This window comes from Endozoicomonas ascidiicola, from assembly GCF_001646945.1.
In the GTDB taxonomy this organism is placed as follows: domain Bacteria; phylum Pseudomonadota; class Gammaproteobacteria; order Pseudomonadales; family Endozoicomonadaceae; genus Endozoicomonas; species Endozoicomonas ascidiicola.
Map to the genome: position 1 here is coordinate 138,196 of NZ_LUTV01000005.1, position 16,532 is coordinate 154,727.

Here is a 16,532-nt window from a genome sequence, read left to right on the forward strand (position 1 = left end):
CTGTTTAACCTGTGTTTAGAACTTGCGGATATTGTTGCTCATTAGTCAGCGTGACTTCGTTCGTCCTGAATAAATGGCGGTTTGAATTACCAATTAATTTGAGCATTAATAAGCTGTCAGCGGGAATTGCTGTATAATCCTATATCACCCTGTCATTTTCCATAAGAAAGTCTCCATTTGTGCAATCGTTTGCATTTTTGCGCAAACGTTTGCACTTTTTTCTAGACAACTCGACAAACACCATTTTATAGTAGTTATGCAAACGTCAATAACAGGTAATTTTTATTATCAGGAGGGTGAAACAACACCACATAAAATACACGACACAATAACAACCTTATACAGGGATTTAATTTTCTGTGTTGCTACCAACGCATTAAAAAAATCTAAGTCAGAGGTTTGGCGAGTTTCTTCACGGTGTTTTTTAAAAGACATTTGTCGTATTTATTATCTTTTGAAAAAGAATTAGAGACGCTGCCTGCTGTTGTCCTGATAGGAATAAAAACAACAAGGTCGATTTATCGGCTGAATAACAACACACACAAAAGAAATAATAATAATGAAAAATATCACATTTAAGACTCTCGCTTTAGCGACTGCCATTGCAGGCATCACTTCTCAAGTTCAAGCTGATTATGACATCTCCTTTAATGGTTATGGTCGTATGGGTGCTGGATATTCTTCTGATGATCCTGTGCAGGGCGAGAAGAAAAACGGTATTAATGTCATTAAAGCACCTGAAAGCCAGTACCCAGCACCAGGTCGCCTTGGTAACGAAAAGTATGGCTTTGAAGTTGGTGTAAACAACAAGTTCACCTCTGACAATGGCCAGGTGCTCGATGTTTATTTCATGCTTGAAGATTGGTCTCAAAATCAAGATGAGCAAGGCTTTCCTCAAGCTTTTGTCAGAGCCAGTAATGTCTTTGACTCCCAGCCTGGTGCCAGTGTTTGGGCTGGTAAACGCCATTTGGGACGTACATATATGTGGCAGAATGACTATTTCTACCTCCTGAACGACGGTACAGGGGCGGGTATCGAAAACCTGAATATGGGTGGAGCCTTACTTGATTCAGCTCTTGTCGCTGGCGGTACTGGTAACAACAACCGATATGGCTTTATCAACAAAATTCACGGTATCCAGCTAAGTGATTCGGTGGATATGGCCATCAATCTCAACTATGGTTTTGCTGCCGATGATGATGAAAGCACAGAGTCTAAGTGGGTGGTAACCGAAGCCACAAAGGAACTCAGCCCAGATCAGTACCTCTATGAAAAAGAAACAACAACAACAAAGCCTGAGAATGGTCACCAACTGGCATTCAACATTGGTCAAAACTGGAGCATGGGGCGAAATGAACTTCACGTCCGTTCAAGCCGTGGATTCCGGCATGGCATGATGTGGGGCAATGCTGATAAGGACCTGAAATCTCTCATGTTTGGCCTGAGAGGTAACATCGATTTCAGCAGTAAGTTTGGAGTTCATTACAACTTCTTGCATGAGACCAATAAAGATATGACTGACGATGGTGCAGCCATAGCAGATGAAACTCTGACTCAGCTGGTTGTGACCCCAGTCTACAAGCACAGTGATATCCACTCAACTCGCTTAGAAGTCGGTATAGATAGCTTGAAGTTTGATGACCTATCTACAACTAAGGGTGATACCAACAAAGCGTGGCGTGTAGGTCTGGAGCATGCAATCCAGCTGAACAGCTTTGGATGGCCTAGCCCAACTCTGAAGTTCTTCGTCAACCATGGTGAAGTTACTGAAGCTTACGAACTTACTAAGTCCGATAAGCGTGACGCCACAACCATCGGCGCCATGATGGAAGCCAGCTGGTAATTGCTGTACCCGTGACAGGTTATCGGCTGTAGCGGTCACCTGTCACAACTCTGATTTAACCGGGGACACTGTGTATATCAAAGAGGATATGATGTAGTCGGTTATCTGCGTTGCCAAGGCTGATCCCATAAGGAAGGGAAGCCTTCAGCCTTGCCTTTAGCGCGCACGTAATCAATTGACAGCAATGGACCTGACTTTGTCATCCTCATCAAAAACAGAAAGAGATAATAATAATGAGTATTCTTTCTAAGTTGGAAAGCTCCATTGAAAAATGGGTCGCACCGCTCGCTGGAACCCTCGGGCAAAACCGCTACCTAACTGCAGTAAAAGACGGTGGTCTTGCAGCCCTGCCCTTTCTGATTGTTGGTAGTTTTCTTCTGGTGTTTGTTTTTCCACCGTTTCCAAAAGACACCACCCTGAGCTTCGCCCGAGCCTGGCTGGATTTTTCCTCCAATAACTTCGATACCTTGTTTTTGCCGTTTAGAGTATCCATGGGCTTAACCACCTTCTTTATGGGCGTAGGCATCGCATCAAGCCTGGCCAGACATTACAAGCTGGATCAAATCACCTCCAGCCTGCTGGCATTGTTCGGATTCCTGTTGATCGCTACACCGTTTGTGGATGGCAATATGTCTACACGCTTTTTCAGTGGCGAAGGCATCTTTACAGTGATTGCAGTGTCGATCTTCACCACCGAGCTGTACCGTTTTCTCATCGAAAAGAACATCACCATCAAACTGCCAGAACAGGTGCCAGAAGGTGTGGCACGTTCTTTTGAGCTTCTCATCCCAGTGATTGCGGTAATGCTCATTCTCTACCCATTGAGCCTTCTGATTCAGAACCTCACAGGCATGATGATTCCTGAAGCGATTATGAAAGTCCTGGCGCCATTAGTATCTGCCTCGGATTCTCTGGCCGCCGTCGTATTAGTTGTAGTGATCTGCAATGTGCTCTGGTTCTGTGGCATTCACGGTTCATTATTGGTCACCAGCTTAATGGGACCTTTCTGGCTGGCGAACCTTGGCGGCAACCAGGAAGCTTTGGCCTCAGGTGTCGAGCCCACTGCCGTATTTCTTCAAGGATTTTGGGATCACTATCTGTTGATTGGTGGTGTTGGCTCTACCCTGCCTTTGTGTTTACTGCTGATCCGTTCCCGGGCAGCGCACCTGCGCTCAGTGGGCAAAATGTCGATCATTCCCGGGTTGTTCAATATCAATGAGCCCATTATGTTTGGTGCGCCCATTGTGATGAACCCGGTGATGTTTATTCCTTTCCTGGCAGTCCCCATTTTTAACGGCATTCTGGCCTACTTTATGGTGGATGCCGGATTGGTTGCCAAAGTGGTTGCTGTAACCCCCTGGACGACACCCGGTCCGATAGGTGCAGCATGGGCAGCCAACTGGGCACTCAGTGCGTTCGTTCTCTCAGCAGTCTGTATGGTTACCGCCTACACGATCTACTACCCATTCTTTAAGGCCTATGAAAAAACGCTGGCCCTGGATGAAGAGAAAGCCAGCGCCGAACTGGACACCCAAAACACCTAGCAGTAGCAAGCCTCCCTGTGTGTCTCCCGGCAGAAATGTCGGGGGAAATTAAGAAGTAGCAGTAAAGATGACTGGTCTATCAGAGCGGCGCTCCCCTGTGCTGCCTGCGATTCAGTCATCCAGTAAAGATTCAACAACTTTTAACCGTGTTCAGGCAGTCACAGTTTTAAGGCCAATAATAATAACAACAGCAAGGAAACGATAAGAATGAAGATCCGGAAACTTGCCACTTTTGCAGCAGCGATGGCGATCTCCATCACCGCTGCTGAGGCGAAAACCCCTAACCTGAAGATTCTCAGTGAATCGACAACCGGTTGGGTTCAGAACTTCAACCCCTGGGTCGGTGGTCGTCAATCGAAAGATATGGTGTATGAGCCATTAGTCGTGTTCAACCAGATTGATAGCCTGAAGCCTCACTACTTTCTGGCCACCTCTTACGCACTGAGTGATGACCTGAAAGCACTGACAGTGAACCTCCGTAAGGGCGTTAAATGGTCAGACGGTGAAGATTTCAATGCAGACGACGTTGTATTTACGTTTACCTATCCAAAATCTCATCCAGAAATTGATGGTGCAGGTATTACCAGCAAAGTGTCTAAAGCTGAAAAAGTGGATGACCATACCGTCAAACTGCACCTGAAAACCGCCAATGCATTTGCGGCTAACGACCTGCTGGGTGTGTCTAACTTGATCATTCCTGAGCATATCTGGTCGAAGATCGATAAGCCCGCTCAGGAATCTAACAAGAATCCTGTAGGTACTGGTCCTTTCACAGAAATCCAGCGTTTTACGCCTCAGGTTTACGTTCAGTGCAAGAACCCGAACTACTGGAACCCTGATGTAAAAGTCAGCTGTCTTGAGTTCCCACAATACTCCAGCAACGATGCTGCGCTTGAGCTGATGGCAAAAGGTGAAACTGACTGGAATGGCATTTTTATTCCTGATGTGGACAAAACCTTTGTTGCCAAGAATGAGAACAATAAGTACTGGTTCCCATCAAGCGACGGTGTTCGTATCACCATGAACTTTGAAACCAAGAATGATGGCGCTAAAGAAGCATTCAGTAGCGTTAACTTCCGTAAGGCATTCAACCTGTCTATGGATCGTGATGCGATGATGATGATCGGCGCGTATGGTTATGTAACCGGTGATAACCCAGCATCCAACATGCCTAAGTCCCTCTGGAACTGGAGAGATGATAAAGCCGATGCCATGTGGTCCAAGCTGTATCGCTATGACATTAAAGCCGCTAAAGCTGAGCTAAAAGCCGGTGGCTTTAAAGACGTCGATGGTGATGGATTTGTGGAGAACCCAACCGGTTCCAAGCTGACCTTTAAAGTTCAAGTGCCAAGTGGCTGGACTGACTGGGTGAACAACGCCTCTATCGCGGTTGAAGGCCTTCGTGCTGCAGGTATCGATGCCAATGTCGTCACACCTGAAGCCGCTGCCTATGCCAAGACCTGGGAAACCGGTGACTTTGACGCCTGCTTCTGCGGTGGATCACTGCAGTCTTCTGTCTGGAAGTTCTACGACTACACCCTGCACTCACGGAACAACATGAGCCCACAGTGGTGGTCGTCTTCCATGATGAACTATTCCAACGAAGCGTTGGATAAGATGATCGAAGACATGGGTGCGACTCCTGACGAAGCTGAACAGCAGCGTCTGGCCAGCCAGATTGAGCAACATGTGGCCGAGAATGTTATTCAGGTGCCTCTGTATTACAACGGTGTCTGGTATTCCTACAACGACAGTCGTTTTACAGGTTTCTACAGCGAAGAAAACCCACAGGCTCACCCTGCGCCATGGGAAAACTACAACCGTCTGATTCATATTCAGGCCATCAAACCACGCATGTAAATCATGTTAGCGGAGCGGCCGAATGGCTGCTCCGTACTTTGTAACGATGAGAACGTGTTTTTCACTAAGCTTTTGAGAATGCGGTAATAACATGAGATACCTAATGCAGAGGCTGGGCTTTTACCTCCTGGCTTTTTTAGTGGCTGTGACCATTAATTTTTTCCTGCCGCGCATGATGCCCGGTGATCCGATTCAAAGTTTTCTGGCGCGCCTGGCTCAAAATGGCGGACAGATTACACCTGAAACCATAAAAGCCCTTGAAGCGCTTTATGGTTATTCGACGACCACACCATTATGGCAACAGTTTTTTGTTTACCTGCAGAGCATCATGGCGGGTGAATGGGGTATGTCTACCCGCTTTTTCCAACCCGTGGTTGAAGTGCTGGGGCGGGGTACGCTCTGGACGCTTCTATTGGTTGGTGCATTTCTGATTATTTCTTACACCCTAACGACCCTGCTGGGCATTTGGGTTGCCTGGAAACGGGGCTCAAAAATCGACAGCATTGTGACGGTCACTTCTGTCATTGTTTCCTCCGTGCCTCCGGTGGTTATCGCACTGATTCTTTATATTGTTTTTGCATCGACCCTTGAGTGGTTCCCCACCGGTTATGCCTACGACCCCGATCTTAATCCGGAATTAAGCTGGGAATTTATCGGTAGCGTTTTGCACCACCTTACACTGCCACTGTTGTCCATGGTGCTGGTTGGTATGGTCAACGTGATGTCCATGCGCTCCAACATGATTAACCAGTTGGGTGAAGATTTTATCGTCATGGGTTGGGCTAAAGGCGTTCGGGACCGGAATGTCATGTTTCAATACGGTGCCCGTAACGCCATCTTGCCGATGATCACCGCCTTTGCCATGTCCATCGGGTTGATCTTTGCCGGCTCATTGATTGTCGAAATCATTTTCAACTACCCCGGCCTTGGTCTTGTGATGTTTCAAGGCATGGTTGCCCGGGATTATCCATTGATTCAAGGCTACCTGTTGATGATGACCATCATGGTGCTCAGCGCAAACTTCATTGCCGATATGCTGCTGTTCACTCTTGACCCACGCCTGCGCACAGCCTTGCAGTAATCAGGGAGGATGTTATGAAAAAAGTATGGAATGTTCTGAAAGAGTTTTTCCTGAATAACCCAAAGGCTGCGTTTGGTATTTCTCTGGTATTGGTGATCTGTGTTATTTGTTTCGCAGCGCCCTTATTTACCGAGTATCAGCCAAACGCTCGAATCGCCAGACCGCATCAATCGCCCTCCATGGATCATATTCTGGGTACCACTCGAATGGGCCGTGATGTGTGGGCGCAGGTTATCTATGGTGGACAAACGTCGATCCTCGTCGGTTTGGTGGCGGGTTTATTTGTCATCATTATGGGCATGATTGTTGGTATCAGCGCCGGCTATTTTGGTGGTGCGGTTGACAACGTTCTGTCGTTTTTAACCAACCTTGTGATGGTCATTCCAAGCCTTCCGCTAATGCTGGTGCTTGCTTCATTCCTTGATCAGGTTTCCCCTTTTATTATCGCCGTCATTATCGGTGCCACTTCATGGCCCTGGGGTGCACGAGTCATTCGAGCACAGACCATGTCGATTCGGAACCGTGACTTTATCCATGCAGCCGAGGTCATGGGTGAAACTAAACGACGGATGGTGTTTTTTGAAGTTATGCCCAACATGATGTCCATTCTGGCCAGCTCATTCATCAGCACCGTCATCTACGCCATCATGACAGAAGCCACCCTTGAATTTATTGGTTTGGGCGATCCGTTATCAGTGACCTGGGGCGTGATGCTGTACAACGCTCAACAGACATCAGCCATTCGAATTGGCGCCTGGTGGGAAATCATCACACCCAGTGTCGCCCTTGCCTCTCTGGCCATTGGTTTGGCGCTGATTAATTTCTCCATTGATGAGATATCAAATCCGAAACTCCGAGCTCAGAAAATCATGGCCAAATTCCGTCGTGAGCAGGCAAAAGAGAATAAAAAACAATCCTCTCAAGGCGTTAAATCAGTGAGTGGTGAAACTGTGGGAGGTGTCGTATGAGTGCCTTGATAGAAGTAAACGATCTCAGTGTTGATTACATCACCTTTGATGGCCGTGTACGCGCTGTTAATGAGGTCAGCTTTGCCATTGAAGAAGGTGAAATCCTTGGCCTCGCCGGTGAATCGGGCTGTGGAAAAAGCACAATTGCGTTTGCCTTGATGCGCCTGCATCGACCACCCGCTTTGATTTCTGGCGGTGAGATTCTTTTCGAAGGCAAAAACATACTGGATTTTGATGATGAAGCCCTTCGTCAGTTTCGCTGGAAAGATACGGCCATGGTCTTTCAAAGTGCCATGAGCTGCCTGAATCCGGTAAAAACCATTGAGTATCAGTTCTACGATATTTTCAAAGCCCATGATCAGGTAAAAAATCGCAAAGAATCCATTGAGAAAGCCCGTGAACTTTTAAAGATTGTCGATATTCCTGCAGAGCGACTGTTTGATTATCCCCATCAGTTCTCGGGAGGCATGCGACAACGGGTGGTTATTGCCATGGCTCTGGCGCTGAAACCCAAATTACTGATCATGGACGAGCCCACCACTGCACTGGACGTTGTGGTACAGCGGGAAATTCTCCAAAAAGTATACGAGCTTAAAAAGGAGTTTGGTTTTTCCGTACTGTTCATTACCCATGATCTCAGTCTGATGGTGGAATTCTGTGATCGTATAGGGATTATGTATTCTGGCCAGTTAGTTGAAGTCGCGGATTCCACGGCCATTCTTGAGCAACCACAGCACCCCTACAGTTTCGGACTGGGCAACTCTTTTCCAACCTTAAAAGGTGAATTGAAGGAGATGATTGGTATTCCCGGAACACCGCTCGATTTGAGCAATGTTCCACCAGGCTGTCGTTTTGCTGAACGCTGCTTTCGGGTAACTGAACAATGTCGTCAACTAGAACCACAGCTTATTAATAACAGCCACCGTGGCTGGGTCGCTTGTCATCATGTGCTTCCCGTAGACGTTGCACAACCTTACAACTCGCTGGAAGTAGACGCCTGAAGCAGGAGAGCAGAATGCTAGCTGAAAAATTAGACCCGGCTCCTGAGCGACAGGTCACTCTTGAGGCCAGAAATCTGGTTATCGATTTTACTAAAGAGAAAAAATCCATTCTCAGCCCTAAAACCTATCTCAGGGCATTGAATGGTCTTAACTTTAAGATGTACGACGGCCATTGCCTTGCGGTAGTCGGAGAGTCTGGTTGCGGTAAAAGCACATCGGCAAGAATAGCCACAAAAATCCATCATGCGACAAAAGGCTCAATTACCTATCGTGGCCAGAATATTAATGAGATCGACGGTGGGCAAGCACTAAGAGACTATCGTCGTGAGGTACAAATGGTGTTTCAGGATCCTTTTGGTTCCCTGAATCCATTGCATACCATTCGATATCATCTGGAACGACCATTACGACTCTATGCCAATCTCGATAGTCAGGCTGATATTGAAGAGCGGCTTATTCACCTGCTGACTCAGGTGGGGTTAACACCGGCAAGAGAAGCGCTTGGTAAATTTCCTCATCAGTTGTCGGGTGGGCAACGTCAACGGGTCTTTTTGGCAAAAACACTGGCCATTGGTGCTCATGTTATTTTGGCAGACGAACCCACCTCCATGCTGGATGTATCCATTCGCATTGGTGTGTTGAATCTGATGAATCAGATGAAACACGAAATGGGCAAGTCGTTTATGTACATCACCCACGATATTGCGACAGCCCGATATTTTGCAGAAGAGACCGTGGTGTTGTATTGCGGCCATATGGTGGAGTGGGGAGACACGGAAGCCGTCACCCAGAACCCGCAGCACCCATACACTCAATTATTACTGGCAGCAGTGCCTGACCCTAAACGCAGTATCCACGAAAAACTCCCCACCCATCGTGGGCAGGAGACGCCTATGTGGTCGCCGGAAAAAACTGGTTGCCCCTATGCTGCACGCTGCCCTCAGGCAAAACGAGAATGTACGGAGTATTTGCCGGAAGCAAAGGAAATTGCGCCAAACCATTATACCCGTTGTCACCTTTTCAGTTGATTTACCAGGACGTGAACATGACTATACGACTACCAACAGATTCTGCACTGCTTAAAAAAAACTTTACGTTTGGTGTGGCAACATCTTCTTATCAAATTGAAGGCGCTATCCATGAAGGAGGAAGAATTTCTTCTATCTGGGACACCTTTTGCCAAAAAGAAGGGAAAGTGCTGAACGGGGAATCCGGAGAAATTGCCTGTGATCATTATCATCGCTGGCAGGCGGATCTTGAATTAATCGAAAGCCTTGGCGTAGATGCCTATCGCTTTTCTATTGCATGGCCACGAATTATTGCTGAAGATGGCAGCGTGCTCGAAGAAGGGCTGATCTTTTATGAAAACATCATTAATACGTTAAATGAAAAAGGCATTAAGCCCTATGTCACACTTTATCATTGGGATCTTCCACAGCACCTTGAAGATCGCGGCGGCTGGTTGAATCGTGAGACAGCGTATCACTTTGCCGATTATGCCGATGTGGTTTGTCAGCGGTTTGGGGATCGGGTACACACCTACACGACACTGAACGAACCCTGGTGCAGCGCCTATATGGGGTATCGTTTTGGCTTGCATGCGCCTGGGCTTACTGGCAACCGGTTTGGCTTTCAAGCAATGCATCACTTGCTTCTGGCTCATGGACTGGCATTACCAAAAATGCGGGCTGCAGCCCCAAAGGCGTCTCATGGCATCGTTCTAAACATGCAGCCCTATTATCCATTAACGGATTCCAAAGCCGATATTGAAGCCGCGAAATTTGCCGAAGATGAGTTCAATCATTTCTATGCCCAGCCAATCCTGATGGGTTCATATCCAGAATCTTTTGCTAAAGCGTGGCCTGAAGATCTACCACTGATAGTTCCCGGAGACCTGGAAATTATTTCAGGGAAAATTGATTACATGGGAATTAATTATTACTCAAGAGGTGTCGTAAAACATCAGCCTGACAGTTATTACGAGGGGGCGCCTGCGGAAGAATTGTTTGGCGGAGACGTTGAAAGAACCACTATGGATTGGGAAGTTTACCCGGATGGCTTGACGGATCTTTTAGTTGGCTTAAACGATCGATATGAATTGCCCCCCATTTACATCACAGAAAATGGTATGGCATCTGACGATCTGATCGAAGATGGTCGTGTAAATGATGAGCAGAGAGTTCGCTACTTTGATTCCCATTTGAACGCACTGGATCAGTCCATTCGTAAAGGTGTTAATGTCGCTGGCTATTTTGCCTGGAGCTTAATGGATAACTTTGAGTGGGCTGAAGGATACAGCAAACGATTCGGCATGGTTTTTGTCGATTACGAAACCCAAGCTCGAACCCTGAAAAACAGTGCTGTTTCATATCGGCAGTTACTGTCAGAACGAAGTTAGCCATTCCAGTTTCCGGTGAACCTGAGTCAGCCGGTTATTCAGGTTCACCGGCCTTTTCAAGAACATTTTCAACTTTATAGACCACCGTACGACGATTTACGTCTGACTCTGCCAGCTGTTTTACGCTATCCCGCTCCACCAGATGCCCTGGGATTCTCGCATTTTCCAGCACCTGAGAATTATCCTTCAAAAGCTGAACCCTTTGAATCGCGGTACTGGCCAATTGGTCCATCGGAATCTCAATCGCTGTTAAGGCTGGATTCAAATAATCGTTCAACACATAATTATCAATACTGACCAGAGACATATCATCAGGCACACGGTAGCCAAGCCGGTGTAATGCATTTATTGCACCAACTGACTGACCAATACTGCTGGAAAAAATGGCTGTGAAAGAGTGATATTGAAACTTGTCTACCGCATCCCAGCCAACCTGAGGCACATATAGGCCAGAAAACATCAACTCAGGTTTTATAGGAAGACCATGCTCTTCCATCGCTTTTTTGAATCCTTCAAGCCGCTCCTGACCACTGGCATAGGGAGGGCAGCCATAAATGCACGCAATATTCCGGTGACCATTGTTGATCAATGTTTTTGTCGCCAGATACCCACAGGCAACGTTATCAATACCAACACAGTTTGCCGGAATAGACGAAAAATACCGGTTCAAAAAGACAATTGGGGTTGTATTACTCTCAACCAGTTTTTTTGCTGACTCTTCGGTGATATGTCTGGAATAGACAACAATGGCTTCGCAGGATTCAGACAGCAATCGGTCGATTGCTTCTAGCTCACCTGCTTCATTATTCTGACCAAATTCCAGCATCATTCTCCGCTGCAGCTGGCCAAGTACACAGCGAGACAGCTCCTGAAGAAGATTGGCATAGAAAAAACCATTATCGGGATTGGTTACAAAGCCAATGATACCTGAGCTTTTGGTGACTAACGCTCGAGCGTTACGATTAAAACGGTAACCACTGTCTTTTATTGCCTGCTGAACCCGTTGCCGGGTCACTTCACTGATTCGTCCGGTATTATTGATCACTCTGGATACGGTTGAAGGTGTTACCCCAGCCAGTTGCGCTACATCTTTGATGGTTACCATTGGAAGGTCGCTTATTTTTCAGAATTTTTGACTATCTGTCGCCAGAGAAGTGACTAATTTTTAATTTGTATAAGTAATAAAGTAATCAAACACTCACTTCATGTACAGCTAATAAGTGCCCGAACTGTACCTGTAAGACAATATACGATCATGGATAGGTTAAATGTCATGAATTCGCGATGATTGACTTGAATATAAGGAAATAAAGTGTTTTTATAAACACATGAGCAAACGTTTGCTCTCAGCCAATTTATCTCTTGCTTGTATGTGCCGTTTTATTGGTCTGAGCCAACAAATAACAATAAAAAAATATGACCCAGCGGAACCATACTGGATTTCTTTCGGGGTCATAATAAGTCGCAGAGTACACGTATTATGGCATTTCCAAAAAATTTCCTGTGGGGCGCAGCGACTGCTGCCTATCAAGTGGAGGGTGCCTGGAATCAAGATGGCAAAGGCCCCTCTATTTGGGATAACTTTGTTCGCATTCCTGGTAAAACCTTTGAAGGCACCACCGGCGACGTTGCGGCTGATCATTACAACCGTTATATAGAAGACGTTGCCCTGATGGGTGAAATGGGGCTGAAAAGTTATCGCTTCTCTATCAGTTGGGCTCGCTTGCTTCCAAAAGGACGAGGTGAAATCAGTGAACAAGGTGTTGAGTTTTACTCCAACCTGATCGATGAGCTGATCAAACACAATATTGTTCCATTTATTACTTTATATCATTGGGACTTACCCCAAGGGCTTCAGGACGATATTGGTGGTTGGGAATCCCGTGAATGCAGCGATGCTTTTGAGGAGTACGCAAGGCTTTGTTTTGAACGCTTCGGAGATCGGGTTAATCACTGGATTACCTTTAACGAGCCCATTATCTTTGAAATGTTTGGTTATGTGACTGGTGCACATCCACCAGCAAAAAATAACCCTTTCCTCATGTATCAAGCCAGCCACTACGTCAATCTTGCCCATGCAAAAGCGGTTATGACCTACCGCGAACTTGGTTGTAAAGGCAACATTGGTATGTCTAATGTTATTAACCCTGCATACCCGTATACCGACAGTAAAGAAGATCGAGAGGCAACCTGGTGGGCAGAGTCGTTTATCTTTCATTGGTACTACGACCCGGTTCTTAAAGGTGAGTACCCAAAAGAGTACCTTGCGAAAATTGAAGCCCGTTATGGCAAGCTCGACATTACCCACGACGACTTACGCCTTTTGAAACAAGCTAAGAGCGACTTCATTGGTATCAATTACTATCAACCAACTCGTATCGCTGCACCGGACTCAAAAGCGGACAGCAATGAAAAAAACAATCGAAGCCCCGGAGCCGCAGGTGATGTCAGCTTCTGCGGTAACTATAAAACAGTCATGGATCCACTGCAGTTCGAGTACACAAAATGGCAGTGGGAGGTTTGCCCAGATGCCTTGCGTGACTGCATGCATCGGATAAAAGATCGTTACGGTGATATACCTATCTATATCACAGAAAATGGTCTCGGTGATGAAGACCCTATTGTTGAAGGTGAGGTGCTTGATAAGGCTCGCATTGATTTCATCCGCCGTCATCTGATTGCCTGTGAACAAGCGCTTGACGAAGGCATTCAATTGAAGGGTTACTATGCGTGGTCATGGATTGATTTGCTGAGCTGGCTCAATGGCTATAAGAAACAGTACGGCTTTGTTTATGTGGATCGCAGTAACCTTCAACGGAAGAAGAAACAAAGCTACTACTGGTATGAACAAGTTATTGCCTCTAATGGTGAGACTATTTAACGCGTAAAATAGTTGGTAAATGTTGCCATAGGTATTTCATACTGACTATTTAGGCACTTGTAATCACTATAACAATAATCAAAATGGGTGATCATCATGATGAAAATTTTTCTATGCTGCAGTGCCGGTATGTCCACCAGCATGCTGGTCAAGAAAATGGAGCAAACGGCACTCACTCGCAACCTTGACGTAGAAATTGCCGCCTTTCCTCTCGAAGAATTCAGCAATGCCATTCAAACCTACGACATTTGCCTTTTAGGTCCGCAAGTGAAGTTCAAGCTGGCAGATTTTAAAGCGGAGGCAGCAGCATTAAACAAACAAGTTGCCGCCATCGAACCCATGGTTTACGGCTTGATGAATGGAGAAAAGGCTCTGGACCAAGCGTTGGAACTGCTGGAAGCCTAACCATTAACTCTTACTAAATAGCCTGACCTCGTGTCAGGTCAACTCTACAGGTGACGTTGTGAACATAGAAAATGTAGTCATGGAATTGATTGTAAAATCCGGAGAAGCACGAAGTCAGGCTATGGAAGCGCTCTCCCATGCCAGATCTGGTAGCTTTGATAAAGCGGAAGCTACCTTAGCAGGTTCTCGAAATTCTGGTCGGCTTGCTCACAAGATGCAAACGGCTTTGATTGCAGCGGATGATGGTGCAGGGAAAATCCCGGTTAACCTGTTGATGGTTCATGCTCAGGATCATCTTATGACGTCAATGCTTGCGCAGGATATGGTGGAAGAAATGATTCGGCTTTATAAGCGCATAGACAACTAACTGTACGACAATATTTTGTCTTATATACCCATGCCGATAATTCTGTATTATTTGCACAGGGCATATAAACGACATTGATTATCTATTATCAGGCACTGTACACGAGCAAAGTCAGAGCCAGTGAGTAGTGCAACTATTTATCAGACGTTCTGAAGTTGAAGTGACAGAACCAAGTAGACATCTACATCATCCAAGTTAATTATAAAAACGATTAAATATCAACCATTCTGCTTCGGGCAGGTTAGACCGCAGCCGCCCAGAATGATCCGGCATAGATTCTGCTCTGCTTTTACGTAAACGTCATCGATCGACTTTTCCTCGGAAGTAAGCTTGCTGATTTGCACCTCAAAGTCGGCATAGTGCTGGGTACTTGACCAAATCAGGAATAATAGGTGCTTGGGGTCAACAGGAAGCATTTTTCCCCGATCAATCCAGCTCTGAATAATCTGCACACGGCTTTCAGTCCAGGTTTTCAACTCCACCCAGAAACTGTCCTCCAGGTGGGGAGCGCCCTGAATGATTTCACTTGAGAAAATTTTGGATGCTCTTGGGTATAGTCGTGACAGTTCCAACTTTTCACTGATATAACGACTCAGAGCGTCAGCGGGTTCCGAGTCAGCTGAAATGTTTTCCAGAACGTCTTCCCAAAGTTTAACAATGCGACCGAGTACAGACTGATAGAGCTTTTGTTTGGTTTCAAAATAGTAAACGACATTTGCCTTTGGTAAGGCAGCATTGTCCGCAATCATTTTTATACTGGTACCGCCATAGCCATGTCTGGCAAAAAGAGACTCTGCAGTTGCCAAGATCAGAGACTGATTTCTTAAGCGGGTATTACCAATGGGTTCTTTCGTTATGGATTCTTCAATCATCTTTGGGCTATCTGACCGATTTAGACTTATTTATACGCTGATGATAAGGCTATTGTAATAAAAAAAATATTCCATTAGTTAATAAAGGTAATATTTTCACGCTACTTTTTGATGCATTTAAGTAATTAATTGCCCAATTACTACGCGGAAAATTAGCACCCCCACCCAGCTAAATGAGAACAAATTTTATTTAACAGTGATTCAATTCATAAAAACCTGTCCGATCGGACAAATCTATGGACAGTCGTTGTTTTTTCATGTTATCCGTATAAATGCATTGATGGCGCTCACATTAGAATAAGAGATTGGCACAAACAATGCGTAGAAATGTTCGAACAATAATAACGACAATCGGACTGATGCCTTATGAAAGAAACAGAAACACCCCTTGATGCCTATTGGATGGGCTTCACGGCTAATCGACAGTTCAAAAAAAATCCCCGGCTTTTTAAACGTGCCGAAGGCATGCACTTCTGGACTGAAAATAACGATAAAATCCTTGATGGAATTGCCGGTCTCTGGTGTGTGAATGCAGGTCATTGTCGCCCACGAATTATTGAATCGATTCAGAAGCAGGCTGCCGAATTGGATTATGCGCCAGCATTTCAAGCCGGACACCCGTTAGCTTTTGAATTGGCAGACCGTCTGGTTTCTTATTTACCTGGCGATATCAATCATGCCTTTTTTACCAACTCAGGCTCTGAATCAGTAGAAACCGCATTGAAAATTGCCCTTGCTTATCATCAGGCAAAAGGTAACTGCAGACGTACACGTTTAATTGGGCGGGAGAAAGGTTATCACGGAGTGAATTTTGGAGGCATGTCGGTGGGAGGTCTTCCTGCGAATCGAAAAATGTTTCCCAATCTTCTCTCTGGCGTGGATCACCTTCCTCATACCCATGACATTAAGAAAAATGCATTCAGTCGAGGTGTGCCAGAGCATGGTATTGAAAAGGCTGATGTGCTGACGGATTTATTAACGCTTCATGATCCTGGAAGTGTTGCTGCAGTGATAGTTGAACCGGTTGCGGGTTCAGCTGGTGTGATTTTACCTCCCCAAGGATATTTAAAGCGGCTACGGGAAATTTGCGACCAAAGTCTCTTCCAATATGAAATGAGCCTGAACGGAGCCCTTGTTTCCAAAATGAAATGAGCCTGTGATTTCTGATCTTTCGTCCAAAATTACTGGATGAAAATCATAATGGACACACGGCTCATCAAATCGCTCCAGCAGGTGGAGGAGCTGCTTCAGGCTACACCGCAGATACAGCCTGGTTGGAAGTCAAAAGACGAGTGCTATCAATGGATTGCAG

General features: G+C 45.9%; 14 protein-coding genes. 12 read left to right on the forward strand and 2 right to left on the reverse strand.

All coding sequences use genetic code 11. The features are described from left to right. Positions 1–559: 559 nt before the first annotated feature. From AKL11_RS14530 to AKL11_RS14565, 8 genes are all read left to right on the forward strand, one after another. Entirely contained in the window at positions 560–1,843 is a 1,284-nt protein-coding gene (locus AKL11_RS14530; RefSeq protein ID WP_067518712.1) for a carbohydrate porin, read from the forward strand. A 233-nt stretch (positions 1,844–2,076) separates the two neighbouring features. Next, a complete protein-coding gene (locus AKL11_RS14535) occupies positions 2,077–3,387 on the forward strand; it encodes a PTS sugar transporter subunit IIC (RefSeq protein ID WP_095210404.1) in 1,311 nt (436 codons plus the stop codon). Between the two features lie 207 nt (positions 3,388–3,594). Then, complete coding sequence (locus tag AKL11_RS14540) at positions 3,595–5,247, forward strand: ABC transporter substrate-binding protein (protein ID WP_095210405.1); 1,653 nt, start codon at positions 3,595–3,597, stop codon at positions 5,245–5,247. 91 nt (positions 5,248–5,338) lie between these two features. Continuing rightward, complete coding sequence (locus AKL11_RS14545) at positions 5,339–6,328, forward strand: ABC transporter permease (protein ID WP_067518718.1); 990 nt, start codon at positions 5,339–5,341, stop codon at positions 6,326–6,328. 14 nt (positions 6,329–6,342) lie between these two features. Further along, positions 6,343–7,296 (forward strand): ABC transporter permease, encoded by a 954-nt coding sequence (locus AKL11_RS14550; protein WP_067518720.1) that lies wholly within the window; start codon positions 6,343–6,345, stop codon positions 7,294–7,296. Further along, positions 7,293–8,297 (forward strand): ABC transporter ATP-binding protein, encoded by a 1,005-nt coding sequence (locus AKL11_RS14555; RefSeq protein WP_067518721.1) that lies wholly within the window; start codon positions 7,293–7,295, stop codon positions 8,295–8,297. Before AKL11_RS14550 ends, AKL11_RS14555 begins: the two co-directional genes overlap by 4 nt. Before the next feature lie 14 nt (positions 8,298–8,311). Beyond that, positions 8,312–9,325 carry an ABC transporter ATP-binding protein gene (locus tag AKL11_RS14560; protein ID WP_067518723.1) on the forward strand — a complete coding sequence of 338 codons (1,014 nt, stop codon included), beginning with the start codon at positions 8,312–8,314 and terminating at the stop codon, positions 9,323–9,325. 17 nt (positions 9,326–9,342) lie between these two features. Next, complete coding sequence (locus AKL11_RS14565) at positions 9,343–10,695, forward strand: GH1 family beta-glucosidase (protein WP_067518725.1); 1,353 nt, start codon at positions 9,343–9,345, stop codon at positions 10,693–10,695. Between the two features lie 34 nt (positions 10,696–10,729). Here the strand turns inward: AKL11_RS14565 and AKL11_RS14570 are convergent, their stop codons facing one another. Then, positions 10,730–11,800, reverse strand: coding sequence for a LacI family DNA-binding transcriptional regulator (locus AKL11_RS14570; protein WP_067518726.1), 1,071 nt, complete (start codon positions 11,798–11,800; stop codon positions 10,730–10,732). Positions 11,801–12,175: 375 nt separating this feature from the next. Here AKL11_RS14570 and AKL11_RS14575 point away from each other — a divergent pair, with 375 nt between their 5' ends. From AKL11_RS14575 to AKL11_RS14585, 3 genes are all read left to right on the forward strand, one after another. Continuing rightward, positions 12,176–13,576 (forward strand): GH1 family beta-glucosidase, encoded by a 1,401-nt coding sequence (locus AKL11_RS14575; RefSeq protein ID WP_067518728.1) that lies wholly within the window; start codon positions 12,176–12,178, stop codon positions 13,574–13,576. 96 nt (positions 13,577–13,672) lie between these two features. Next, positions 13,673–13,981, forward strand: coding sequence for a PTS sugar transporter subunit IIB (locus AKL11_RS14580; protein WP_067518730.1), 309 nt, complete (start codon positions 13,673–13,675; stop codon positions 13,979–13,981). Between the two features lie 58 nt (positions 13,982–14,039). Then, positions 14,040–14,348, forward strand: a complete 309-nt coding sequence (locus AKL11_RS14585) for a PTS lactose/cellobiose transporter subunit IIA (protein WP_095210406.1) — start codon at positions 14,040–14,042, stop codon at positions 14,346–14,348. Between the two features lie 218 nt (positions 14,349–14,566). On the opposite strand, the gene AKL11_RS14590 is transcribed toward AKL11_RS14585, so the two are convergent. After that, complete coding sequence (locus AKL11_RS14590; RefSeq protein ID WP_067518734.1) at positions 14,567–15,220, reverse strand: TetR/AcrR family transcriptional regulator; 654 nt, start codon at positions 15,218–15,220, stop codon at positions 14,567–14,569. Between the two features lie 366 nt (positions 15,221–15,586). On the opposite strand from AKL11_RS14590, the gene AKL11_RS14595 reads away from it, so the two are divergent. Next, positions 15,587–16,372, forward strand: a complete 786-nt coding sequence (locus tag AKL11_RS14595) for an aminotransferase class III-fold pyridoxal phosphate-dependent enzyme (RefSeq protein WP_095210407.1) — start codon at positions 15,587–15,589, stop codon at positions 16,370–16,372. Positions 16,373–16,532 lie beyond the last annotated feature (160 nt).